The organism is bacterium (assembly GCA_026708055.1).
Taxonomy (GTDB): Bacteria; Actinomycetota; Acidimicrobiia; order Acidimicrobiales; family CATQHL01; genus VXNF01.
The window spans coordinates 1-22,238 of sequence record JAPOVS010000060.1 but is presented as its reverse complement, the minus strand read 5'-3'; the positions used below and the strand labels follow the sequence as shown (position 1 = coordinate 22,238).

Sequence of the window (22,238 nt, the reverse complement as noted above, 5' to 3'; positions counted from 1 at the left end):
TCTGTCAAGGCCCCCTTCCCGCCGTTTGATCGCCCGAAACCGTTCGCCCTAGACTGCCGCAGGCTTCCGAGGGGACAGGCCTGACCTGGCTGCAAAATGAAAGGAAAACGCGTGAACAAGCGTAGAACTACTAGCAAGATATTGATTGCTCTCCTGGCGATCCTGGCATTGGTCGCCGCTGCCTGTGGCGACGACGAGGAGGCGTCTGCACCGCCGCCCGCACCCGAGCCGCCGGCGCCGGCTCCCGCCGAACCGCCGCCGCCCGCACCCGAGCCCCCGCCACCGCCGGCCGACGAGGGGATCTCGTTCGGGTTGGCACTCGGCGGACCGCGCAACGACCAGGCGTACTTCCAGAGCGTCTACGAGGGCGTCGTCGCCTACGGCGGCAGCCCGTCGATCGTCGACAATCTCGGCGACGAGACCGCTGCGGGTGACGCCATCCGCAACCTCACCGAGCAGCACGATCTCGTGGTTGCCGACATCACCGTCTTCGGCGCACTCCTGCCCATCGCCGAGGAGAACCCCGACACCACCTACATCATCACATCGGGCTTCTTCGCACAGGGCGACGTGCCCGACAACGTCTACGGCTACGTCACGGTCTACGGCTGGGCCACCTACCCGATGGGCGTCATCGCCGGGACACTCTCCCAGAGCGGCAAGATCGGCTACATCACCGGCCCCACGTTCCCGATCGAGCGCACCGCCCTCGCCGGGTACACCCAGGGCGCCCAGTCGGTCAACCCCGACATCGAGGTCGTCGAGACCGTCGTCTCCAGCTACTCCGACGTGCCCGGCACCCAGCAGGCGGCCACAGCGCAGATCGCCTCCGGCGTGGACGTGCTCTACGGCTTCGTGGACGCCGGCTTCGTCGGCCTCCAGCAGGCTGCTGACGAGGCCGCCGGCGAGGTGCTGCTGTTCAGCCCGGTGGTCGACCGGTGCGATCGCGGCGACAACATCGTGGGCAACAACGTCTCCGACATCCCCGCAATGGTGACCGCGGCCATCGGCGACTTCGCCAACGGCACGCTGCCGCCCCGCACCGCGGCGTACGGCCTCGAGGACGAGTCCATCCAGTTCTTCAACCTCTGCTCCGGCTACCAGGACGCTGAGCTGGTTGCGCTGGCCGAGGACACGGTCGCGGCCATCAAGGACGGCTCGCTGCAGCTGCCCTCCGAAGTCACCGCGAGGTGACCTCGGACCAAACCGACAGCATCCGGCTCAGACTGACCGGAATAACAAAGCACTTCCCGGGGGTCACGGCGAACGCCGGGATCTCGCTCGACGTGCGTCGCGGCGAGATCCTGGCGATCCTCGGGGAGAACGGCGCGGGCAAGTCCACGCTGATGAGCATCGTCAGCGGGATGCTGGACCCCGACGAGGGTTCGATCGAGGTCGACGGCCGGCCGGCTCGCATCCGCAAGCCGGCCGATGCCCAGGACCTCGGGATCGGCATGGTGTACCAGCACTTCGCCCTCGCACCGACCCTCACGGTCGCCGAGAACCTGGCGCTCAGCAGCATCGGCTCGAAGGGCATCTTCGCCAACATCGGGGGGATCAGCACCCGCGTGCGCGAGATGTCCGAGGCCTACCATCTCGACGTCGATCCCGACGCCCTCGTGGAGGATCTCTCGGTGGGCGCCCGCCAGCGCGTCGAGATCATCAAGCTGCTCTACGGGGGCGCCGAGATCCTCATCCTCGACGAGCCCACCTCGGTGCTCACACCCTTGGAGTGGGAGCACCTCGTCCGGATACTCCGGAACCTCGCCGGCCAGGGCCACTCCATCATCCTCATCACCCACAAGCTCGACGAGCTGATGGGGATCGCCGACCGGTGCACGGTCCTGCGCCAGGGACATGTCGTGGGAACCGTCAATGTCGCCGACACCGACAAGGCCGAACTTGCCCGGATGACGATCGGCCGGGACGTGATGTTCGACGTGCAGGTCACCGAGCGGGAACGCGGCCCGGTGGCCTTGGTGGCCGAGGACATCAGCCTGGTCTCCGAGGACGGCCGTCTGGCTCTCGACGGGATCTCCCTCAAGGTCCGGGCGGGGGAGATCCTCGGCATTGCCGGCGTCGACGGCAACGGCCAGCAGGAGCTGGCCGAGGTGCTGACCGGCCTGCGGGCCCCGACCAGCGGTCGGCTGGGATACGGCGATGATTGGTTCACCGTGATGTCGCCGCTGGACTTCTACCGCCTCGGCGGGTCGGCGATCCCTGCGGATCGCCACCACACGGCACTGGCGCTGGAGCTCTCGGTCCGCGACAACCTCGTCATGAAGGAGTTGGCGCTCGGCCGGATGCAGCGCTGGGGAATCATCAACGATCCGGCCGTGGACCAGTTCTGCTCCGACCTGATCGGCGAGTACGACATTCGCACGCCCGGTTCCCGCGTGAAGATGCGGCATCTCTCCGGCGGCAACCAGCAGAAGGCGGTGCTGGCACGTGAGTTGTGCCGCCGGCCGCCGCTGCTCATCGCCTCCCAGCCGACGAGAGGCCTCGACGTGGGTGCGACCGAGACGGTGCTTTCCCGCATGCAGGCCGAGCGTGAGCGCGGCTGCGCCATCGTCCTGTTCTCCACCGAGATCGAGGAGATCCTGCTGCTCTCGGACCGGGTTGCCGTGATGGTGGACGGGAGGTTCCTGGCCACGCTGGATCGCAACGAGGCCACGTACGCACGACTCGGGTTGTTGATGGGCGGGGAGGCGATCGAGGAGGAGGACAAGGCCATGCTGGAAGCGGTGGAGCGCTGACCTCCTCGGCCGCAATCCATCGGTTTCTAACCTCCGGGCGGGTCCGCGACCCCGCCGTGAACGTCCTGCTGGCGATCGTCCTGGTGATCGCCGGTGTCGCCATCTCGCTGGGCATCATCGCCGCCACCGGCGGATCGCCCGTCGACGCTCTCCTGGCTCTGCTCGACGGCTCGCTCGGCACCCGCGAGCGCATCGCCATCACCGCGGCGCGCATGTCCCCCCTGGTGCTCATCGCGCTCGGCTGGATCGTGGCGTTCCGCGGCGCCAAGGTGAACCTGGGACTCCAGGGCCAGATGATCGCCGGGGGCATCGTCTCGGCGTACATCGCCCTGGAGGGCCCCTCGCTGCCACCGGCGCTCGCCCTCATCCTGGCGACCCTCGCCGGCATGCTCGCAGGCGCGCTCTTCGCCGGCATCGCCGCCGTTCTCTGGGCCAAGCGCGGCGTGAACGAGATCGTCTCGACCCTGATGCTCACCTTCATCGCCACCCAGGTGCTGCTCTGGATCGTGCGCGGGCCGCTCCACGACCTGTCCAGTTCCGCATTCCAGTCCCGGCCGCTGCCGTCGGAGTACCGATGGCCGGCTCTCGTCGACAGGACGCCTTTCACGATGGAGATCTTCCTGACGGTCGCGGCGGTCGTCATCATCGTCTTCGTCCTGAACCGGACCGTGTTCGGCTACAAGCTCCGGCTGGCGGGCGAGAATCCCACCTCGGCGCGCCATGCGGGCGTCCAGACCATCCGCACGATCGTTGTCAGCTTCGTTCTGTCGGGGGCGTTGGCCGGCTTGAGCGGCACCGGTCTCGTCATCGGCGGTGAACGCAACGTCCTCTCCGGCGGGTTCGCCGGAAACATCGGTTTCACGGGCATCGTGGTCGCCCTCGTCGCCCGGAACTCCCCTGTCGGCTGCGTGGCGGCCGCCGCCCTGTTCGCCATCCTGGACACGGGCGGCAGCGTCATGCAGGTCCGCGCCGACGTGCCCTCGGAGATGATCTTCATCACTCAGGGCATCATCGTCGTCCTCGTCGCCACGTCCGTGATCCTCACCCGTTGGATGGACGCCCGGGCCACGACCCGGCGGGCCGCAGTGGAGCGGGAAGATGACGCCGTTCGATAGCGAGTTCCTGCGCGCCGCGATCCTGATCGCCAGCCCGCTGATTCTCGTCGCCCTTGGCGAGTTGATCTCCGAGATCGCCGGTGTTTTCAACATCGGGCTCGAGGGCATGATGCTGGTTGGGGCCTTCGCCGGCTTCTGGGCGGGCGGCGAACTCGGGAACCCGTGGCTCGGCGTGCTCGCCGGCGTCCTGGCGGGCGTGCTCCTGGCGGTCATCATGGCGTTCGCATCCATCCAGGCGGGCGCCGATCAGATCGTGGTGGGGGTGGCGCTCAACATCCTCGGCGCCGGCCTGTCCGCCTTCGCCTTCCAGAAGTACTCGCAGAACCAGCCGGATCTCTTCATCGACCGCATGGCGCGGCTCGAGATACCCGGCCTGAAGGAGATCCCGGTGATCGGGCCGGCGCTGTTCAGCCAGATCCCGCTCGTCTACATCGCGCTGCTGCTGGTGCCCGTCGTGTGGGTGCTGTTCTACAAGACGACGTGGGGACTCCAGATGCGGGCGGCAGGCGAGCTTCCCGAGGCCGACGAGACCGCCGGCGTGAGCGTGCGGGCACTTCGCTGGCAGGGCGTCCTGATCGCCGGCGGCTTCGCCGGGCTCGGCGGCGCCTTCCTGTCGATCGGCCTCGTCGGCACCTTCCTCGACGGCATGACCGCCGGGCGGGGGTTCCTGGCGCTCGCCGCGGTGATCGTGGGCGGATGGCGCCCGCTCGGGGTGGCGGCCGCCGCTGCGTTGTTCGGCGCGGCCGACGCCCTGCAGTTGCGCCTGCAGGCCGAGACCTTCGTGCCGCGCAGCGTCTGGATCGTGCTGGCCGCGCTGATCCTTGCGTTCATCGTGCAGCGCCTGACCTTGGAGCGCCGCCGGCCCGCCTACCTCGCGGCCGAGCACCGGATGTTCACGCCCGAACTGACCGTCGCCCTGGTGTCGTTCGTCGGCGTCTTCCTGCTGGTGATATTCGAGCCCGAGGTGAGCCTGCCGTCGCTGCTGTGGCTGGCGTTCCCCTACGCCCTGACGATCGCCGTGCTCGGAGGCCTCATCGTCCGGGTCCGCCAACCCGCGGCGCTGGGAATCCCGTTCGTCCGGGGCGGCTAGGCGAACGCTGAGCAGGTCGGCGAAGCCGGCGTTCGGCGCCACGGAACCCCCTCCCGTCATTCCGGCGGGTGCCGGAATCCATCATCCAGTCGCACGATCCGCACTCTCGGACCGAACTGGGTTCCGGCCTTCGCAGGAACGACGGATACGTGGCTAGCCGCCGGTGGGAAGGCCGCCCGTCGGGACGTGGAAGGCGGTGCGGCTGACATTGCGCCCGACCCGCTCACGGCTCGCCAGCCAACTCACGAACCGCGACCGCGCCCGCTGCATCTGATGGGGGAACGCCGCCGAGGACAGTCCCCAGAGCCAGGTCCACCGCTGCGTGTGCGCCACGATCTCCCGCTCGGTCTGCTCCCAGAGCGCCAGCCCGGACTCCACATCGGATGACTGCGAGAGCGCGTGCGCCAGCGCCAAGCCTCCCTGCATGCCGAGACCGGCACCCTGGCCGAGGTTCGGGGGCTGCGCGTGCAGGGCATCGCCCAGGATCGCCACCCTGCCCCGCGACCAGGCCTTGACCTTGACCATCGAGAAACGATCCCAGCGGGCCGGCGTCTTGTCGGTCACCCGCTCCAGCGCATCGGCCAGGCGCGGGAAGTTCGGCCGCCACATGTCCAGGTCGAGGGGGATCTGTGTGGCCGCCTCATCGGACGCCTGGGAAGTGAAGCAGAGGTAGACGTCGTCCGGTCCGGCCGGCGTGTACAGGATCCGCCGCGGGCCGCGCCAGTACTCGATGCAGCGCTGGAAATGGGGGTCAACCCGCTCGGTGGCCCGCCGCGGGATCAGAAGGCGGATTGCGCCGTCGATGAGATCCCGCTTGCGCCTGAGCATCCCCAGCGAGTCTCGGACCGCCGAGTTGAGCCCATCGGCGCCGACGACGAGGTCCGCCTTGTGGCGTGCGCCGTCCTCGAGTCGGATACTCCCGGAAGGGTCGGCGCTCAGCACACGGGATGACGTCTGGATCTCGACGCCGAGCGACTGCGCGTAGTCCACGAGTGCCCGATGCAGTTCCGGGCGCAGCACGATGAACAGACGCTCGCCGGGCTTGGTGGAGAACTCCATGCGATGCACCAACCGGTAGCGCTCGTCAACCACGTCGAAGGCCGGCACCCGATGCGCCCGCGCCTCGATCTTGTCGTACATGTCGAGGGCCTCGAGCACGCGCAGCCCGTTCTCCCAGATGTAGAGCCCGGCGCCGATCTCGCGCAACTCCGGAGCGGCCTCGTGCATGCGCACGGTCCAACCGCGATGAGCCAATGCAATCGCCGTGGCCAGACCGGCCAAGCCCGCACCGGCGATCTCCGCATGCCCGGTTTGACACTCACCAGCGATGCGGATTAGGGATAGCGTCTGCCGCCGGTGAGGCGCAAATCGCCCATCCGAACCAGCGAGCGGAGGGGAAGTTCATGACGATGTTCGAGCACCTGATCTCGGCCGACTCCCACCTCGTGGAGCCCTACGACCTGTGGCAGAAGGCGCTGGGCTCGACCTGGGACGACGAGGTGCTGCCGCGGCTCATCACCGACGTCGAGGGCGGTCCGCTCTTCTTCACGGGGCTCGAATACATCCCCATCGGCGGCGGCATCATCGACCAGACCAACGATGATCCCGAGATCAACGCCCTGGTTCTGCAGGCCGGCGCGAACCCCGACGCACGCGTGAAGGCGCTGGACATCGACGGGGTGGCCTTCGAGATCCTCAACTCCACCTGGATGCTCTACGGCATGCGCATCACCGATCCCGACCTGCGGCGGGACTGCGCACGGGCCTACAACGACTGGGCCGCCGAGTTCGCCGGCGCCCACCCGGACCGGTTCCTGGCCACCGCCATGGTCCCCACCGACGACGTTGCCTGGGCCTGCGCCGAGGTCGAACGCACCACCGCCCGGGGGATGAAGGGCACCATGATCTTCTGCGCCAACGTGCCCGGTGCCCCGCCCTATCGCGACCCCGCCTACGACCCGCTCTGGCAGACGGCGGTCGAGACGGACAACCCGATCATCCTGCACATCATCACCGGCAACGAGCGCGACCCCTTCACGCTCGGCACCGACGAGATCGGCGACGCCGCCGCCATGACGATCGCGGTGCTGCAGGAGGTCCAGCCGACCCTGGCCAACGAGTTCGTCTTCGGCCGCGTCCTCGACCGATTCCCCGAACTGAAGGTCCAGCTCGGCGAGTACGAGGTGGCCTGGCTGCCGAACTTCATGTACCGCCTCGACCAGCTGGAGAACGACTACCCGCCGGACTGGGGCCTGCGCGATCTCAACACCCCGGTCCGCGACCTCGCCCTCAAGCGCTGCTACCACACCGCCATCGACGACCCCTACATGCGTCACGTGGTGGATCTGCTGGGCGAGGACATGAGCCTCTCGTGGGGGTCGGACTTCCCCCACGTGCGCTGCACGTTCCCGGACTCGCGCAGCATCGTGGAGGACCGCGTGGCGGGCCTGGCCCAGGAGACGATCGACAGGATCGCCTACAAGACCGCGGCCGAGCTCTACAGCATCGACTTGCCCGTGACCGTCTGAACCGCGATTCGATGGCAACCGAAGGCGGGGTTGTCGTTGTCACCGGCGCAGGAACCGGTATCGGGCGCCGGTGCTGCGAAGTCCTGGCCGACGCGGGTCATCCCGTCGCCGCCCTCGGCCGGCGCCCCGGGAAGCTCCGCGGCTACACCACGAGCGGCCGGATCCGGGCCTTCAGCTGTGACGTGCGCGAGCCCACCCGGGTGGCCGCCTGCCTCACGGAGATCCGAGCGTCGCTGGGGCCCGTGTACGGCCTGGTCAACTCGGCCGGGACGATCATCGAGCAGTCCATCGAGGATCTGACCCTCGATGCGCTGCGTGAGCAGTTCCGCACCAACGTGGAGGGAACGCTCATCATGATCCAGCAGTGCCTCGACGACCTCAAGGCGACACGCGGCGCCGTGGTCAACTTCAGTTCGATGCTGACCCAGCGGCCGCTCGCCAACGCCGTGGGCTACACCTCCACCAAGGGGGCGATCGAGGGGCTGTCCAAGGCGCTCGCCGCCGAGTTGGCGCCCCACGGCGTACGGGTCAACGTGGTCCGGCCGTCGCTGGTGCGCAGCGACATCTACATCGACGCCGGCATGGACCCCGAGGTGTACGACCGGATGCTGGACGAGCTCACCTCCATCTTCCCGCTCGGGCGGGTCGGTGAGCCCGACGACATCGCCGGGATGGTGGCCCTGCTGGTGTCCGAGTCCTCGACATGGATCACCGGCACCGAGTTCAATGTCGACGGTGGACGAGCGATCGGGTGAACCATGCCGTACGTGAACGTCAACGGGATCAGGCTGCACTACACCGAGCGAGGTCAGGGGGATCCGCTCGTCTGGGTAGCCGGCACGGGCATCGGCGGTGGCGTGTGGGACGTCTGGCAGACCCCGCACTTCGAGAAGCGCTACCGGTGCGTCACCTTCGATCTGCGCGGCGCCGGCAAGAGCGACTCGCCCGAGGACGGCTACTCGGTGCGCACCTTCGCCCGCGACGTCGTCGGCCTCGTCGAGCATCTCGACCTGCCGCCGGCCCACTTCGCCGGCGTCAGCCTGGGCTCGGCGATCATCCAGGAACTGGCGCTGGGATGGCCCGAACTCGTCCGCTCGGCGACGCTGATATCCACGTGGTCCTCGACCGTCCGCGAGCACCACATCCGCCGCTGGTTCGAGGCCCGGCTGCTCACGCTCCGCTCCGAGGCGCCGATCGAGGTCTTCCGGGCGTTCTCGTTCTGGATGTCGGGACACACGGTCATCGACCTCGAGCCCGACGTCCAGGCGCAGGTCGAGGCGTGCTTCGCCGCCAACTCCAGCGCCCAGCCCGTGCACGCCTACATCGGGCACTTCGACGCCGACATGCGCCACGACACCACGGACCGCCTCGGAGGGATCACCTGCCCCACGCTGGTGGTCTACGGCGACGAGGATCTCATCACGCTGCCCCGCTACAACGAGACCGTCGCCGCGGCGATCCCGGGGGCGCGGCGCCACGTGATCCCCAAGGCGGGACACTTCATGTGGGTCGAGCGGGGCGCGGAACTCAACGAGGTGATCGACGAGTTTCTGAGCGATGTGGAATCCACCGAACAAGCTGAATCCAACAAACAAAGGAGCTGACCGTGGCAACGAGACAGGAGATCAGAGTCGAGGGCGCCGCGGAGCCGATCAGCCACTACACCGACGCGGTCCGTTTCGGTGACCTGCTCTTCGTGTCGGGGGCCGCTGCCTTCGACAGCGACGGCAACGTGGTCGGCAAGGGCGACCCGGTCACCCAGACACGGGTCATACTGCAGAACATCCGCGACGCCCTGCAAGCCGTCGGAGCGGACATGGGCGACGTGCTGAAGGTCACGGTCTTCCTGACCGACATCAATGACCGGGCGGCCATCAACCCCGTCCGCAAGGAGTTCTTCGGCGACGCCAAGCCGGCCAGCACGCTGTTCGAGGTCAGCGCGCTCGCCATTCCGGACATGCTCGTCGAGATCGAAGCCATCGCCGGCATCCCCGAAGGAGCGCAGCCATGAGCAACGGATACCGACTGGACGGCCAGGTCGTCGACGGGACCGGCGGGGCCCCAATCGCCGACGGGACGGTGATCGTCGTCGGCGACACCATCGAGTGGGTCGGTGACGCGGCCGCCGTGCCCGAGAAGTACGCGGCAATGGAACTCACCCACGTGACGGGCCCCGACCGCACGGTCATGCCCGGCATCGTCGACGCCCACGTCCACACCTCATTCGGGGAGGCCCGATCGGAGGAGGAGTTGGCCCTCTACACGCCGGTGGAGTACCGCTCGATGCTGGCCGCCTGGAACGTGCGCAAGGTGCTGCGCGCCGGCGTCACGAGCCTCTCGGACCCCGCCACGACGTTCAACATCTCGGCCTGCCTGCGCGACGCCATCGACGCGGGGATCGTGGAGGGCCCCCGCATGGCCGCCGCCGGCCGGCAGATCACCAGCCGCCAGGGTCTGGAGGACGCCTTCCCCAGCTGGATGGAGTTCCCCCCCGGCCAGGCAGGGGTGCTCGTCAAGAGCCCCGACGAGATCGTCGAGGAGATCCGCCTGCAGGTCAAGGACGGCGTCGACGTCATCAAGGTCTCCGGGTCGAACGACTCGGCGGTGACCTCCGGGCCGGTGGAGGGGATGGCCTTCACCGAGGACGAGTTCACGCTCATGGCGTCGGAGACCCACCGGCTGGGGCGGAAGTGCACCGTGCACGCCCGCACCTCGCAGTCGGTCCGGGCCTGCGCCGCAGCCGGATTCGACTGGCTCCAGCACGCCTCGTACATGGACTCCGAAGGTCTGGACCTGATCCTCGAGAAGGACATCCCGATCGTGCCGGCGCTGACGCTGCTGGTGAACCTGCTGGCCTCCGCTGGCGATGCCGGCGCCAGCTCGCTGGACGTCTTCAAGCGCGAGGTGGACGCCGCCAGCGAGAACCTCGGCGGCGCCTTCAGGCAGGGGGCGACCATCATCTCGGGGTCCGAGACCGGCTGGTCGCTGGTGCCCTTCGGCGAGTGGCACGCCTTCGAGATGGAGATCCTGGTGACCCACCTCGGCCTGTCGCCCCTCGAGGCCATCCACGCCGGCACCGGCGCGGCCGCCGTGACCGTGCCGCAGTGGGCCGACCGCATCGGCACGCTCGAGGCAGGCAAGCTCGCGGACGTCCTGGTGCTCGCCGCCGATCCGGTCGCCGACATCCGCGTGCTGCAGTCGCCGTCCAAGATCGCCATGATCCTCAAGGGCGGCTCCCCCGTCGACCGGGAGACGCCGATCCCCGAGCGCAGGGAGTACTCCTGGGAGAAGAACAAGATCTACCTCCAGGGCCGGTTCCGCTACGACGAGTCCCTCAAGCAGGGCTTCGTGACGGACCTATGAGACGAGCCAGAAGTCGAGGGAGAAGCAGATGACCGAACTCGAATGCGTCGACGGTGTCGTCGCCTCACCGAAAGGCCAGCTGACCGTCGGCCTGTACTCGTTCGCCCGCGTGGTCGGCGACACGGTGTACATCGCGGGCCACACCGCACTCGCGCCGGACGGATCGGTCGTCGCTCCCGGCGACCCGCAGGCGCAGATGCGCTACACGCTGGACGGCATCGCCGCCACCCTCGCCACGGTCGGTGCGACGCTCAACGACATAGTGCAACTCCGGCTCTACCTGACCGACCTGCGGGACCGTGAGCGGATCCTGGCGATCCGGAAGCAGTACTTCAAGGCGCCGTACCCGGCCTCGACACTTCTCGGCGTCACCGCGCTCGCCCTCGAGGGGCTCACGGTGGAGGTCGACGGCGTGGCGATCATCCCCCAGAGTGACTGACAACAGCGCGCACGACGCCCGGCGCGGCGCGGCGCGATCGCGGCCGCCGGCACGGGGCACAACCAGGTGACCGACAACACGGCCGACTACGCGCGGCGCGGCGACCGGGCGATCTCCTATCAGCTCGCGGGAGACGGCCCGGCGCGGCTGGTCCTCGTGGCGGGGACCGGCCTGCCGGGCACCTACTGGACACTTGCCCAGACAGCGGCATTCGCCGAGTGGGCGACCTGCCTCCTCGTCGACAATGCCGGTACGGGCCGGTCCGATCCGCTCCCGGACGGGGATTGGACCCCGGACGCCATGGCCGGCGACGTCGTCGCCGTCCTGGACGAGGTCGGTTGGCCCGACGCACACATAGCAGGACACTCGCTGGGTTCAGCCATCGCTTTGGCCCTTGCCGCCTCCGAACCGGAGCGGGTCGCCTCGCTCTCCCTGCACAGCACCTGGGCGGCGACTTCGGCCGCCCCGCACATCCGCGCCTGGCTCCAGGCTCGCCAGGCCACTGCGGCGGCGAACAACCCCGACCTCTGGATGCGCGACGCGTTCTTCCTGGTGTCGCCGCAGCACTTCGCCCGCCACGGGTTCACGTCAGGTGCCCTCGGCGAGGTGGCGGAACTGATCAGACGGATGGGAACGGGATCGCACATGGGCCAGTACGACGCCGGTCTCGCCCACGATGTCACTGACGAACTCGGCTCACTGGATATGCCGACACTGGTGACCGTCGGCGAGTCGGACTTCGTGACACTCCCCGCCTACGGCCGTGCCGTGGCCGAGGCCGTCGCCGGCGCGGAGTTCGTGGAGCTGCCCAGGGCGGGCCACATGGCCTCGCTCGAGCAATCGGCCGCGTTCAACGGGATCCAGCGGCGTTTCATCGAGCGCGCCTCCTGATGTCCGGACCGTCCGTCGAGATCGCCGGGGGCGGCCTGGCGGGACTGGCCTGCGCCATCGCCTTCGCCGAGCGGGGGTGGCGGACACGCGTCTGGGAGCAGTCCCCCACGCTGCGGGAACTGGGCGCCGGGCTCTACGTGTGGGAGAACGGCCTCCGGACGTTGGAGGCGCTGGGCGTCTACGACGAGTTGATGCCGACGTCGCACCCGGTCCACCGGTTCGACGTGCGGGACGAGTGGGCCCGGACGGTCGAGAGCTTCAAGTACTCCCACGAGCCCGGGGATCGGCTGACGACCATGCTGCGACCGCTGCTGCACAGCGCGCTGGCGCAGCGAGCCACCGACCTCGGCGCAGAGCTCGTGACCGGCGCCAGAGCGATCGCTGCCACACCGACGGGTGAACTCACCTTCGAGGACGGCCGCACCGTGAAGGCCGACCTCGTCGTCGGCGCCGACGGCCTTCACTCGCAGATCCGCGACTCGGTCGGACTGGGGCGCCAGAAGCGGATCCTGCGAGACGGCGCCACCCGGATGCTGATCCCCCGCACCGAGGCCGAGCGGGTTGATCCCGAGACGCAGCGCTGCATCGAGTACTGGTCGAGGACCCGCAGGGTGCTGTACACGCCCTGCCACCACGACTGGGTGTACTTCGCGGTCTGCGCCCGCAACGACGACACCAAGGCCCGTCGGGTTCCGATCGATCACGACACCTGGATCTCGTCGTTCCCCCGGCTCGAGTCCTGGTTCCGGCGGGTGACACCCGAGACCGAGGCACGCTGGGACTCGTTCTCCATGGTGCGGCTCAAGTCCTGGCACAAGGGGCGCGTGGCGATCGGCGGGGATGCCGCCCACTCACAGCCGCCGAACCTCGGCCAGGGAGCGTGCCTGGCGATGTCCAACATGCTGTCGCTGGCGGTCTCGGCTGATCGCCACCGGGACGACGTCGAGCGGGGTCTGGCCGAATGGGAGGCGCGCGAGCGGCCGCTGGTCGAGCACACGCAGCGCTGGTCGGCGTTCTGGGGGCTGCTCTCGACAACCTGCCCGCCCGGATTCGAGCGGGTACGATCGCCTTTCGTAGCGTGGATGGGCCGCCGGAAGTGGGTCTATGTGAACCTCGGCAAGACCAGTGCGCACATCCCGACGGGCACGGAACACCTGGGGGGCTCGCCATGAGCGGATCCGATGAGTACCTCTTCTACGGGCGGGTGATCGACGGCACCGGCGCGCCGGCCATCGAGGACGGCGCTGTGGCGGTGCTCGGCGACCGCATCGCCTGGGTCGGCCCGAAGGACGACCTGCCCGAGCAATGGAAGCAGAACGACGCGGCCGAGGTGATCGACGCCGGGAACGGCTCGGTCCTGCCCGGCATCGTGGATGCGCACTGCCACATCTCCTACGGCGAGCCGCGCAGCGAGGAGGAGCTGGCGATGTACGGCTCCGCCGAGTGGCGGGCCATCCTCGCCGGCTACAACGCCGGGAAGGTCCTGCGCGCCGGCGTCACGAGCGCTTCGGATCCCGCGGCGGTGTACCGCGTGCCGATCGCCGTGCGCGACGCCGTCGACGCCGGGCTCGTGGAGGGGCCGCGCTTCTGCGTGGCCGGACCGGAGATCACGACCCATCAGGGGCTCGGCGACGCCTTCCCCAACTGGATCGAGAACCCGGTCGGCAACGCCAGCGTCCTGGTGCGCAACAAGGACGAGATCCTCGAGACCGTGCGGTTGCAGATCAAGGACACCGTGGATTTCGTCAAGGTCGCCGGCTCCGGCGACGCCACCAGCTACTACAACCCGCTGGTCGGCTGCTCGTTCCGCCTCGACGAACTGGAACTGCTCGCCGACGAGGTACACCGGCTGGGCAGGAAGTGCACGATTCACGCCCGCTCTGCGGAGTCGGTCACGTTCGCCGCCAAGGCGGGCTTCGACTGGATCATGCACGCCTCGTTCATGGACGACGAGGGCCTGGAGGTGGTGGCCGAGAAGAAGATCCCGATCTGCCCGACGCTGCCGCTGCTGGTGAACGCGCTCGACGCGCTCGACGCGGAGATGTCGGCCGCCTCGCGCGACGGGCTCAAGCGGGAGATCGACGAGGGCGCCGAGAACATCCGGCAGGCCTACGACGCCGGGGTTCCCATCATCGCCGGATCGGAGTCCGGCTTCTCACTGACCCCCTACGGCCACTGGCACCACAAGGAGATGGAGATCCTGGTCACGCACTGCGGTCTCACGCCGATCGAGGCGATCTCGTGCGGCACGTCGAAGGCAGCGGTCACGCTCCCCCGCTGGGAGCACGAGATCGGCAGCCTGGAGCCCGGAAAGCTCGCCGACGTCATCGTGGTCGACGGCGACCCCTCCAAGGACATCTCCGTGCTCGGCCGCCGCAAGCTGCTCAAGATGGTCATGCAAGCCGGCCGCCAAGTCGACCTCACCCCCATGCCCGACCGCATCCAGCAGCGCTTCGAGAAGCAACACGTCTACTACGACGGCCTCCACGTCAACACCGACTGACCCCGCGGCCGGTCTCAGCGGACGGACTCCGCGACCATGTATGACTCTGAGGTGGTCGAGCGGATTTGTAACACGATTTCCGGCGATTCACCCGATTGCGCAGCGGCATCGGCGCGCACCTCGATGCTCGGGAACGGCGCGAAGGGTCATTGGACGCTGGAGGAACTCGGCTGGCGTCGTCACTCGCCGGGATCGCTGCATGCCTGAGATGGCTTGTTGGGTTGGTTCATGACTTACGTATCCGAGAAGACGAGTGTTCTTGAGCAGCGATTCATCAAGCAATGGCACAGCGCCGCCCAGCGGGCGCTCGAGAACTACGAGCCCCAAGGAGACCTGCCGAGCAGTCTGCGGCCATCCTCCGGCACATGAACTAACCCGTCATTTGGGCGGCCACATCTCGTCGATCAGCAGCCTCATCTACCGAGAAGTTCCCGCTCAGTTCGCCACGCCGCCTCAGCTCGCTCCGCGTCCTCGGCCACCATGCGGATCCGGGCGTCGATCTCGTCCCTGAACTCCGCGTACCGGAACGCCACGCCGACCTGGTCGGCCGTCAACCCCATCTGCTCGGCGACTGCCGCGGGCGTCAGCGGATCGTCAGCGTCGTCCCCGAGACACGCCTGCACGACCTCCCAGACATCGGGACCCCCAGCCAAGCCGGCTCGACGCCCAGCGGGTCCGATGCGGAACACGATCCCCGGGTGTCGCTCCATACGTAATACCTAGTGCTCTGAGCTTCCCCCCGTTGGGTTGACACGTGGTTGATGCGGCTGGTCTGGTTCGTGTGTCGGCCGGTGGTGGTCCTCCCATTCTGTCGGGGTCTGGTAGGCGAGGCTGGAGTGGAGCCGCTGGGTGTTGTAGCGGCCACACCAGGCGTAGAACCCCCGGCGGGCCACCTGCGCGACACGGCGCACCATCGTTGCCGGGAACCCTTCGGCCCTCCGGGCAGCGACCCACCGACAACGGGTCACTGCCCCGACTCCTAGACCCAGGAGGCCGCCGCTCGCTTGAGCAACTCACGCCCCATACCCAGCCGCGCGTCCTCCCGGCGCAGCCGCGCCAACCCGGCGCGCTCAGAACTCGCGAGCCCCGGCTTCTCGCCCCGATCGATGCGGGCCCGGCGAACCCAGCTCCCCAGATTCGTCTCCCCGATCCCGAGACCCCGCGCCACCGACGCGATCGACCGGTCACCGTCGAGGATCAACGCCACCGCGTCGGCCTTGAACTCCTTCGCGAACCGCCGCCGAGTCCCCCCCGACGGCGGGGTGTGCTCCCGCATCACAGACATGACCACCCCCTAATCGAGATGCCAAGCCAGCAGGGAGAACCTCAGGTTGCTGTCGGATAGGTGCGGTTGCTGGTGAACATGAGGGTCGGAGAGGTACGGCCGGCTCGCAACGCGGCGGACCCAGGGGCCAGTAGTCGACGACGTTCTCGGCGACGATCACCCGAGCGTCTGCGAGTGCCTCCGCGAAGACCACCTCGTCAGATTGACCTCGAAGGTCAGAACGCTCCGCCACCGCGATGGCGTCAGGTCCCGGGCGAATCGGGCCGGGCGATAGAGTTGCGGGATGGACGTTGCCGTCCCGTCGGAGGTGGCGGCGCGACGTGCCGCCGATGCGCTCGTGGCCGCCGGCGCGGGGAAGGTGCTGCTGTTCGGCTCGGTGGCGCGGGGCGACCAGCGTCTCCACAGTGACATCGACCTCGTGGCGATCTTCGACGACTTGGACTACGCCCGGAGGTGGGCGCTCCGAGGCGAACTGGCGCGCACCGCCGGAGAGGCGTGCGGCCACAGCGTGGATGTGCATGTCACCGACCGCCCCGAGTGGGCCCGCCGCGTGGCTCGGGTGTCGGCCTCGTTCGAGGCGGGAATAGCCCCCAGCGCAGTGGCACTGGTAGACCGTCCTGCCGGGAACGTGAACTGGGACAAGGAGATCGGCTTGCCGGACACGAACGACAAGGAGGCCGCGCAGCGCCTCGACGACGCGCATCGGGAGATGAGCCTGCTGCGGAACTGTCTGAAGCCCAGCGACTGGGAGACCGGCGCAGCCGAAGCGGGACGGATCGAGGAATGCGAGCGGCTTCAACGGGCCCGGCTGATCGATGTGTGCGCCAAGGCCGCGATGGTGGTCGAGCACTCGCTCAAGGCGCTCACCGCCCTGGACGGCAAACCGGTCCGGTATGTTCACGACGTCGACAAGTTGCTCGACGACATCCCGGCGCGGAGGCCTGCCGTGGACCGCGCCCTGGCCGGCCTCGCATACGACGAAGTGTCGATGTGGCGCCGCGCGGGCGCCTACGCCGCCGACCGGCCCGAAGTCACCGTCGACGAAGCCGCCGACCTGGCCCGCCGGCTCGCCGGCGCCGCATGCTCGGTGGCACACATCGCCGTCTCCGAATTCGAGGCGCGCCGTGTGGCCACCGGCCTCGCCGCCGAGACGCACGCCATCCTCACGACGATCCAAGACCGCCTCAACACCGCCGACCTACTCACCGGCGAGCCCGTCTGACCGCCGCTTCACCCCAGGATGCTCGCCGAGATGAACGCCGAGAAGCTCAGATGATCGTCAAGCCATACGAACAATGTGGTCGGCCGAGCGATCCGCGCCAACAGGCTGGCGTCACGGCTGAGCGGCAAATGGCGCACTACCTGCACCGAAGTTTCTCTGAAGACCCGGATGTCTTCGTGTTGCACGGCCTGCGGCTCGAGGATCCCGACCAGCCAGAACACGATGGCTCCGCGGGGGTGTGCCAGATCGATCATCTGCTCGTACATCGCTTCGGGTTTTTCATCATCGAGAGCAAGGCGGTTTCAGGAGAGGTGCGAGTGCGCCCTGATGGCTCGGGAGGAGATGAGTGGACTCGCGTGTGGGGCAGCAGGGAGACGGGAATGCCGTCGCCGATCCGGCAAGCTGAGTTGCAGCGCGACTTCCTTCGAGCCTTCCTGCAACGCAATCGGGAAGACTTGCTTGGAAGATTCCCCGTGGGGTTACGCACGATCGGCAGATTCATCCACGGGACAGATCAGCAGGGCTTCAAAAGAGCGCCAATCCAACTCATTGTTGCTGTGTCCGACGGGGGAATGATCAAGCGGCTCGACGAGTGGAAGGAACCCCAAGAGCCATTTCGGATGTTCGTGACCAAAGCCGATCTAGTGCCCGCGAAGATGAGCGAGGAACTTGAGCGGCATCGCCAGGGTGCAAAATCGAATAAGAGAAGAGTCTACGGAGACTACGGCAGCAGGTGGAGAATGGAGGAACAGGAAGCCGAGCAGGTGGCCGGATTTCTTGCCGAGAGGCATATTGATCGCTCTGGTGCTTCGCCTGCACGGCGGGCACATGCGACATGCAGGCACTGCGGTTCAAAGGACCTCACGGCTCGAAAGCGCTACAGCTTTTACTGGAAATGCAATGCGTGCCAGGCGAACACGCCGATGCCCACGGAGTGCTCTGCCTGTGGAGCCTGCGCAAGACGGGACAAGCAGGTACAGATTCGCAAAGATGGGAGTCGATACTTGCTCAACTGCCAAAGGTGCGGCTCCTCCGAGCCGATCTGGATGTAGCCTGAGCGCTGAATGGGATGGAGTCCGACCAGAAGGAAGTGTCGGCGAACCTCACCCGTCGAGCCCGTAGATCACGGCGTCGAGGTCGTCATCGGGTTCCACATCGAGCCTGCCGATCAGCTCTTCGACCGGGTCGGCAGCGTGCAACCCGTCGCCGAGGGAGGCGCGCACGGCGTCGCGGACCAGCGCCGAGCGGTTCGTGCCACGCTTTGCCGCCTGAGCGGTGAGCGCATCATCCATATCCGCGTCCACATAGAGCTGGATACGCCGCATCTCTGAGATGTACACCATAAGGACCGCCCCGGAGCCGGGAGGATCCCGGCTCGCAGCGCGCGAACGGACGCTCCGGGTGCCGGCGCTCACGCGTCGCGACCGAGCCCAGCGACTCACGGGGTCAAGTCTGGAGGGGTGTCGACGTCCGGTTCAAGGGATACGACGAACGCGGCGGGGGGCACGACTGGTGGCCTCTGCTCGGTCCAATCAAGCAGGTCCCTGTCCCCACTCACGATGAGGGCTACACCCTGTTCCCGAGCAAGGGAAATCAGGTAGTTGTCCTTGGGGTCTTCGGTGAACTCCTCCACCGCAACGGGATCGGGGACGAGATGAACGAGTGGTTTGATACGGCGCATGAACTCGCGCGTCTCGTCGGGCGGGATGCGCTTCAGGAGCCCTGGTTTCGTAAGGAGGGAGCGCCCAACCTCGCGCCACAGCGTCGGGCATACGATGAGGTCAATGTCGGGCCGCTCGATGCACGCACTCAACGCCTTCAGTGGCGGCCCAGCAGCGATCGCGGCGGAGATGAAGATGTTCGCGTCCAGGATGACGCGCATGGCGGCGATCAGGTCAAGTGGAGTTCGCGCCGGACCGCTCGTACCTCTGTAACTGCGATCCCCATTGCTTCCTCGTCAGAGATATCAGCATTTCGCGCCGCGTTCGCCTCGAGTCGCCGCCACACATCGGCGCAGTAGTACTCCGACGCCTCTCGGGCGCTGACCCCTAGCGCGTCGCCGACATCATCCCAACTTGCGCCCTCGGAGAGCGCCGCTGCGATCTGGTCGCGCCGGATCCGGTCAAGATGCGCTTCGCTGGACACCAATTCCCGAAGGGCCGCCAACGGGCTTGGCGGCAACGAATCCACGGCGAGAATGCTCATCGCGGCGAGGATAGCCGCCCCGAGGCCCGAACCCGCGAGCGATCCAGCTGCCACGCAGCGCGGCCGGACGGGCGCGGCGCGGGTTGGGGTTTCGTCCGCGGCGGCTAGCAGCTAGCTTCTCGGGGCGAGATATATCTCATGCCGCGGCGTCGCCGACGCGCGGGCCGCGCCGCTGGAACCGCCGAGGCGAGTCGGTTCAGAGGGTGAGGTCGCCGGGCGGGGGCTCCGGAGGCGTCGGTCCTTCGCCGTGGCCCGGCGCGGGCGGCGGGTACGGGGCGGCGTCGATCTGTCCGAGGTAGTCCGCGAAGCCGGCCCAGGGGACCACGTCGGCGGCGGTTCGCTGTTGGCGTTCAGTTCCGCCGTAGACGACGGCCTTGGATGTGACCGCCGGCAGGTCCTCGGAGATTCTGACGAGTGTCTTGAACCAGTCCGACGCGACGGTCGCGCCCGATTTGATCTCGATGGCGGTGAGTCGGCCGGCGCGGCGGCAGATCAGATCGCATTCGCGGCCGCTGTCGCATCCGACCGCCGCTCTAAAGTCTCAGCCCACTCGGAGCTTCCAGTAAGCCCGCGGGTCCTTCTTCGACTTGCCCACCCACTCGATGAGCCCCTCCCGCTCGAGCGCCTGGAGTTGTCGCAGCACAGCAGGGCGAGAGCTGCCGGTCGCCTCGACCGCTTCTCCGGTGCTCAGGCGGCCGGCTTCGCGGATCAGTCGGAGGACGCTCCGGGCAGACCGGGGGAGCCGCTCCTCCAGGGCCCTGTCCACGAGGACCGAGGAGAGCGTCAGGCGGACACTGCCGGCGGTCTGGGTGTAGGCCGGTTCGGCCAGGCCGGCGAGTCTCATCTCCTCGAAGATGCGCCGGATGCCCTCACCGAGTTCCTGCCCGAAGCGGAGGTCGGCACAGACCCTGGCGATCCTCGGATTGCGCGCGAACCGGGAGATGTGCAGCGGATCCGACACGTCCACGACGCCCGGAAAACGTCCGGGACTCTCGATCTCGATGCGGTCGTCGAAGATCTCGACCCTGATGTGGTCGCCGCCCACGCTGTAGGAACGGTGGATCACCGCGTTCACGACGCCCTCGACCCAGGCATCGGTGGGAACGAGCGGTGTCCGTTCGAAGCGCCCGCTGCCCGCCAGTGCACGACGGGCAGGCAGGAGATCGGCGATCGCCTGGCGAGCCTCCTCGAGGAGCCGCGGGATCGCACCCTCGATGCGGACATCGGAGAGGAGTTGCTGGCGGGCCCCGGTGCCGCGTTCGGCGCCCCGGTAGCGGAGCACACGGACGCACGCCTCGGGCAGCCGGCGCTGCGGATGGGTCCCGAAGAGCAGCACGGCCGCCGCGGTGACATCCCCAGCGGCGCTCAGCAGGCCACGGGCGTCGAGCAGCCGCTCCGGGTCGGGATGGTTGACGGCCTCGGCGTAGTCGGCCAGGAGACCGCCATCCAGATCTTCCATTCCGGCACCGGCGACAGGCGTTGCCTCGAAGCACGCCTGCCCCTTGTCATAGAGCAACTCCTGCCGCTGGGAGTAGGCGAGTCGGCGGTTCTCATCCCCGACCCGCAGATAAACGTCGTCCTTCCGGTTGGCGTGGACCTGCTCTGAGACATTCACCTCCACGACGAGTAGCCGGTCTCCCTCGCCCCGGGAATTGCAGCATTCCACGAGTCGGGCCTTGTGAGGTACCGGGGGCACCGTGAAGTCGATCGCCGCCTGCTGCCACTTGGCCAACTTGGCCGGACCCGCCGCGGCGATCCCCTCCACGACGCCGTTCCACAGCCCGACGACCACCGTTCCGCCCTCCGCGTTGGCGAATGCGATAAGGGTGTCAGCGAGTTCCCGCTCACCGACGCGGGCGCTCTTGCGGTCGAACCATTGGTCTTCGGGAAGGCGGAGGAGTTCGCTCCCACGACTGTCGGAGCGCCCCCCGAGTGCCCGCTCCACCGCGCCCGTGGTCATGGAACTACTATAAATTAGTTACAGCAACACGCGTCGCAACCAGGGCCGGCCGACTGCGCCGTGCACCACGTCCATTGTCCACATGCACTTACTCTAAAGACTTTAGAGTAAGTGGCCATTGAAGAATCCCAGGTCAGAGCGCTTGCCAATGGCCTGCTCTGAACGCTGCTTACAGTAGGACCGGTCCTAGTCAGGTCATTGGGTGCGAGGTGTACGACCCCGGCGGTGAGCTGGCTACGCCAATGAGGATGCTCCTATGGGGAACCTCGACCAGACGGCACCGCCGCTGACCTCCAGTGTGCTGAAGACCGCCTCGTCGGATTGACATCGAAGGACCGAACGCTCCGCCACCGCGGACGTTGGTCACACGTCGTTAGGAAGTGTCGGCGAACCTCACCCGTCGAGCCCGTAGATCACGGCGTCGAGGTCGTCATCGGGTTCCACATCGAGCCAGCCGATCAGCTCTTCGACCGGGTCGGCAGCATGCAACCCGTCGCCGAGGGAGGCGCGCATGGCGGCGATTAGGTCAAGTGGAGTCCGCGCCGGACCGCTCGTACCTCTGTAACTGCGATCCCCATTGCTTCCTCGTCAGAGATATCAGCATTTCGCGCCGCGTTCGCCTCGAGTCGCCGCCACACATCGGCGCAGTAGTACTCCGACGCCTCTCGGGCGCTGACCCCTAGCGCGTCGCCGACATCATCCCAACTTGCGCCCTCGGAGAGCGCCGCTGCGATCTGGTCGCGCCGGATCCGGTCAAGATGCGCTTCGCTGGACACCAATTCCCGAAGGGCCGCCAACGGGCTTGGCGGCAACGAATCCACGGCGAGAATGCTCATCGCGGCGAGGATAGCCGCCCCGAGGCCCGAACCCGCGAGCGATCC

General features: G+C 67.8%; 25 protein-coding genes. 16 read left to right on the top strand and 9 right to left on the bottom strand.

Going from position 1 to position 22,238, the window contains the following annotated elements; genetic code table 11:
• Positions 1-111 precede the first annotated feature (111 nt).
• The 4 genes from OXG55_13535 to OXG55_13520 are packed head-to-tail and all read left to right on the top strand — an operon-like array spanning position 112 to position 4,961.
• On the top strand, positions 112-1,194 hold the full coding sequence (locus OXG55_13535; protein MCY4104261.1) for a BMP family ABC transporter substrate-binding protein: 1,083 nt from the start codon (positions 112-114) through the stop codon (positions 1,192-1,194).
• Positions 1,191-2,756 (top strand): ABC transporter ATP-binding protein, encoded by a 1,566-nt coding sequence (locus OXG55_13530; protein ID MCY4104260.1) that lies wholly within the window; start codon positions 1,191-1,193, stop codon positions 2,754-2,756. Before OXG55_13535 ends, OXG55_13530 begins: the two co-directional genes overlap by 4 nt.
• A gap of 56 nt (positions 2,757-2,812) precedes the next feature.
• Entirely contained in the window at positions 2,813-3,871 is a 1,059-nt protein-coding gene (locus tag OXG55_13525; protein ID MCY4104259.1) for an ABC transporter permease, read from the top strand.
• Positions 3,855-4,961 (top strand): ABC transporter permease, encoded by a 1,107-nt coding sequence (locus tag OXG55_13520; GenBank protein MCY4104258.1) that lies wholly within the window; start codon positions 3,855-3,857, stop codon positions 4,959-4,961. Before OXG55_13525 ends, OXG55_13520 begins: the two co-directional genes overlap by 17 nt.
• A gap of 153 nt (positions 4,962-5,114) precedes the next feature.
• On the opposite strand, the gene OXG55_13515 is transcribed toward OXG55_13520, so the two are convergent.
• Complete coding sequence (locus OXG55_13515; protein ID MCY4104257.1) at positions 5,115-6,257, bottom strand: NAD(P)/FAD-dependent oxidoreductase; 1,143 nt, start codon at positions 6,255-6,257, stop codon at positions 5,115-5,117.
• A gap of 107 nt (positions 6,258-6,364) precedes the next feature.
• Here OXG55_13515 and OXG55_13510 point away from each other — a divergent pair, with 107 nt between their 5' ends.
• From OXG55_13510 to OXG55_13465, 10 genes are all read left to right on the top strand, one after another.
• Positions 6,365-7,489 carry an amidohydrolase family protein gene (locus OXG55_13510; protein MCY4104256.1) on the top strand — a complete coding sequence of 375 codons (1,125 nt, stop codon included), beginning with the start codon at positions 6,365-6,367 and terminating at the stop codon, positions 7,487-7,489.
• Between the two features lie 11 nt (positions 7,490-7,500).
• Positions 7,501-8,244, top strand: a complete 744-nt coding sequence (locus OXG55_13505) for an SDR family NAD(P)-dependent oxidoreductase (GenBank protein MCY4104255.1) — start codon at positions 7,501-7,503, stop codon at positions 8,242-8,244.
• 3 nt (positions 8,245-8,247) lie between these two features.
• Positions 8,248-9,093: an alpha/beta fold hydrolase gene (locus tag OXG55_13500; protein MCY4104254.1), complete on the top strand. Its 846-nt coding sequence runs from the start codon at positions 8,248-8,250 to the stop codon at positions 9,091-9,093.
• Between the two features lie 2 nt (positions 9,094-9,095).
• The gene (locus OXG55_13495) at positions 9,096-9,500 is read left to right on the top strand and encodes a RidA family protein (protein MCY4104253.1); all 405 of its coding nucleotides are present in this window, start codon (positions 9,096-9,098) and stop codon (positions 9,498-9,500) included.
• Positions 9,497-10,852, top strand: coding sequence for an amidohydrolase family protein (locus OXG55_13490; protein MCY4104252.1), 1,356 nt, complete (start codon positions 9,497-9,499; stop codon positions 10,850-10,852). Before OXG55_13495 ends, OXG55_13490 begins: the two co-directional genes overlap by 4 nt.
• A 28-nt stretch (positions 10,853-10,880) precedes the next feature.
• On the top strand, positions 10,881-11,291 hold the full coding sequence (locus OXG55_13485; GenBank protein ID MCY4104251.1) for a RidA family protein: 411 nt from the start codon (positions 10,881-10,883) through the stop codon (positions 11,289-11,291).
• A gap of 66 nt (positions 11,292-11,357) precedes the next feature.
• Positions 11,358-12,182 carry an alpha/beta hydrolase gene (locus OXG55_13480; protein MCY4104250.1) on the top strand — a complete coding sequence of 275 codons (825 nt, stop codon included), beginning with the start codon at positions 11,358-11,360 and terminating at the stop codon, positions 12,180-12,182.
• Positions 12,182-13,354, top strand: a complete 1,173-nt coding sequence (locus OXG55_13475) for an NAD(P)/FAD-dependent oxidoreductase (protein ID MCY4104249.1) — start codon at positions 12,182-12,184, stop codon at positions 13,352-13,354. Before OXG55_13480 ends, OXG55_13475 begins: the two co-directional genes overlap by 1 nt.
• Positions 13,351-14,685, top strand: a complete 1,335-nt coding sequence (locus OXG55_13470; protein MCY4104248.1) for an amidohydrolase family protein — start codon at positions 13,351-13,353, stop codon at positions 14,683-14,685. Before OXG55_13475 ends, OXG55_13470 begins: the two co-directional genes overlap by 4 nt.
• Before the next feature lie 228 nt (positions 14,686-14,913).
• Positions 14,914-15,054, top strand: coding sequence for a hypothetical protein (locus tag OXG55_13465; protein ID MCY4104247.1), 141 nt, complete (start codon positions 14,914-14,916; stop codon positions 15,052-15,054).
• Between the two features lie 44 nt (positions 15,055-15,098).
• On the opposite strand, the gene OXG55_13460 is transcribed toward OXG55_13465, so the two are convergent.
• Positions 15,099-15,395 carry a hypothetical protein gene (locus tag OXG55_13460; protein ID MCY4104246.1) on the bottom strand — a complete coding sequence of 99 codons (297 nt, stop codon included), beginning with the start codon at positions 15,393-15,395 and terminating at the stop codon, positions 15,099-15,101.
• Between the two features lie 269 nt (positions 15,396-15,664).
• Positions 15,665-15,970 (bottom strand): transposase, encoded by a 306-nt coding sequence (locus tag OXG55_13455; protein MCY4104245.1) that lies wholly within the window; start codon positions 15,968-15,970, stop codon positions 15,665-15,667.
• A gap of 283 nt (positions 15,971-16,253) precedes the next feature.
• Here OXG55_13455 and OXG55_13450 point away from each other — a divergent pair, with 283 nt between their 5' ends.
• Together OXG55_13450 and OXG55_13445 are read left to right on the top strand one after the other, a co-directional pair.
• The gene (locus OXG55_13450; protein ID MCY4104244.1) at positions 16,254-17,192 is read left to right on the top strand and encodes a nucleotidyltransferase domain-containing protein; all 939 of its coding nucleotides are present in this window, start codon (positions 16,254-16,256) and stop codon (positions 17,190-17,192) included.
• Between the two features lie 50 nt (positions 17,193-17,242).
• Positions 17,243-18,244: a nuclease-related domain-containing protein gene (locus tag OXG55_13445; protein MCY4104243.1), complete on the top strand. Its 1,002-nt coding sequence runs from the start codon at positions 17,243-17,245 to the stop codon at positions 18,242-18,244.
• A 51-nt stretch (positions 18,245-18,295) separates the two neighbouring features.
• Here the strand turns inward: OXG55_13445 and OXG55_13440 are convergent, their stop codons facing one another.
• From OXG55_13440 to OXG55_13415, 6 genes are all read right to left on the bottom strand, one after another.
• Positions 18,296-18,517, bottom strand: a complete 222-nt coding sequence (locus OXG55_13440) for a ribbon-helix-helix domain-containing protein (GenBank protein ID MCY4104242.1) — start codon at positions 18,515-18,517, stop codon at positions 18,296-18,298.
• A gap of 113 nt (positions 18,518-18,630) precedes the next feature.
• Positions 18,631-19,074, bottom strand: a complete 444-nt coding sequence (locus OXG55_13435) for a putative toxin-antitoxin system toxin component, PIN family (GenBank protein ID MCY4104241.1) — start codon at positions 19,072-19,074, stop codon at positions 18,631-18,633.
• Between the two features lie 8 nt (positions 19,075-19,082).
• A complete protein-coding gene (locus OXG55_13430) occupies positions 19,083-19,397 on the bottom strand; it encodes a hypothetical protein (GenBank protein ID MCY4104240.1) in 315 nt (104 codons plus the stop codon).
• A gap of 196 nt (positions 19,398-19,593) precedes the next feature.
• Positions 19,594-19,722, bottom strand: a complete 129-nt coding sequence (locus OXG55_13425; GenBank protein MCY4104239.1) for a hypothetical protein — start codon at positions 19,720-19,722, stop codon at positions 19,594-19,596.
• A gap of 216 nt (positions 19,723-19,938) precedes the next feature.
• The gene (locus tag OXG55_13420; protein ID MCY4104238.1) at positions 19,939-21,357 is read right to left on the bottom strand and encodes a putative DNA binding domain-containing protein; all 1,419 of its coding nucleotides are present in this window, start codon (positions 21,355-21,357) and stop codon (positions 19,939-19,941) included.
• 521 nt (positions 21,358-21,878) lie between these two features.
• A partial coding sequence (locus tag OXG55_13415; protein MCY4104237.1) for a hypothetical protein occupies positions 21,879-22,238 on the bottom strand: 360 nt, incomplete at its 5' end.

Bases quoted from the DNA above. Each gene is read 5' to 3' on its own strand.
- OXG55_13520 (MCY4104258.1), top strand. From the start codon at position 3,855: ATGACGCCGTTCGATAGCGAGTTCCTGCGCGCCGCGATCCTGATCGCC.
- OXG55_13510 (MCY4104256.1), top strand. From the start codon at position 6,365: ATGACGATGTTCGAGCACCTGATCTCGGCCGACTCCCACCTCGTGGAG.
- OXG55_13505 (MCY4104255.1), top strand. From the start codon at position 7,501: ATGGCAACCGAAGGCGGGGTTGTCGTTGTCACCGGCGCAGGAACCGGT.
- OXG55_13500 (MCY4104254.1), top strand. From the start codon at position 8,248: ATGCCGTACGTGAACGTCAACGGGATCAGGCTGCACTACACCGAGCGA.
- OXG55_13490 (MCY4104252.1), top strand. From the start codon at position 9,497: ATGAGCAACGGATACCGACTGGACGGCCAGGTCGTCGACGGGACCGGC.
- OXG55_13485 (MCY4104251.1), top strand. From the start codon at position 10,881: ATGACCGAACTCGAATGCGTCGACGGTGTCGTCGCCTCACCGAAAGGC.
- OXG55_13475 (MCY4104249.1), top strand. From the start codon at position 12,182: ATGTCCGGACCGTCCGTCGAGATCGCCGGGGGCGGCCTGGCGGGACTG.
- OXG55_13470 (MCY4104248.1), top strand. From the start codon at position 13,351: ATGAGCGGATCCGATGAGTACCTCTTCTACGGGCGGGTGATCGACGGC.
- OXG55_13465 (MCY4104247.1), top strand. From the start codon at position 14,914: ATGACTTACGTATCCGAGAAGACGAGTGTTCTTGAGCAGCGATTCATC.
- OXG55_13460 (MCY4104246.1), bottom strand. From the start codon at position 15,395: ATGGAGCGACACCCGGGGATCGTGTTCCGCATCGGACCCGCTGGGCGT.
- OXG55_13455 (MCY4104245.1), bottom strand. From the start codon at position 15,970: ATGTCTGTGATGCGGGAGCACACCCCGCCGTCGGGGGGGACTCGGCGG.
- OXG55_13450 (MCY4104244.1), top strand. From the start codon at position 16,254: ATGGACGTTGCCGTCCCGTCGGAGGTGGCGGCGCGACGTGCCGCCGAT.
- OXG55_13445 (MCY4104243.1), top strand. From the start codon at position 17,243: ATGATCGTCAAGCCATACGAACAATGTGGTCGGCCGAGCGATCCGCGC.
- OXG55_13440 (MCY4104242.1), bottom strand. From the start codon at position 18,517: ATGCGGCGTATCCAGCTCTATGTGGACGCGGATATGGATGATGCGCTC.
- OXG55_13435 (MCY4104241.1), bottom strand. From the start codon at position 19,074: ATGCGCGTCATCCTGGACGCGAACATCTTCATCTCCGCCGCGATCGCT.
- OXG55_13430 (MCY4104240.1), bottom strand. From the start codon at position 19,397: ATGAGCATTCTCGCCGTGGATTCGTTGCCGCCAAGCCCGTTGGCGGCC.
- OXG55_13420 (MCY4104238.1), bottom strand. From the start codon at position 21,357: ATGACCACGGGCGCGGTGGAGCGGGCACTCGGGGGGCGCTCCGACAGT.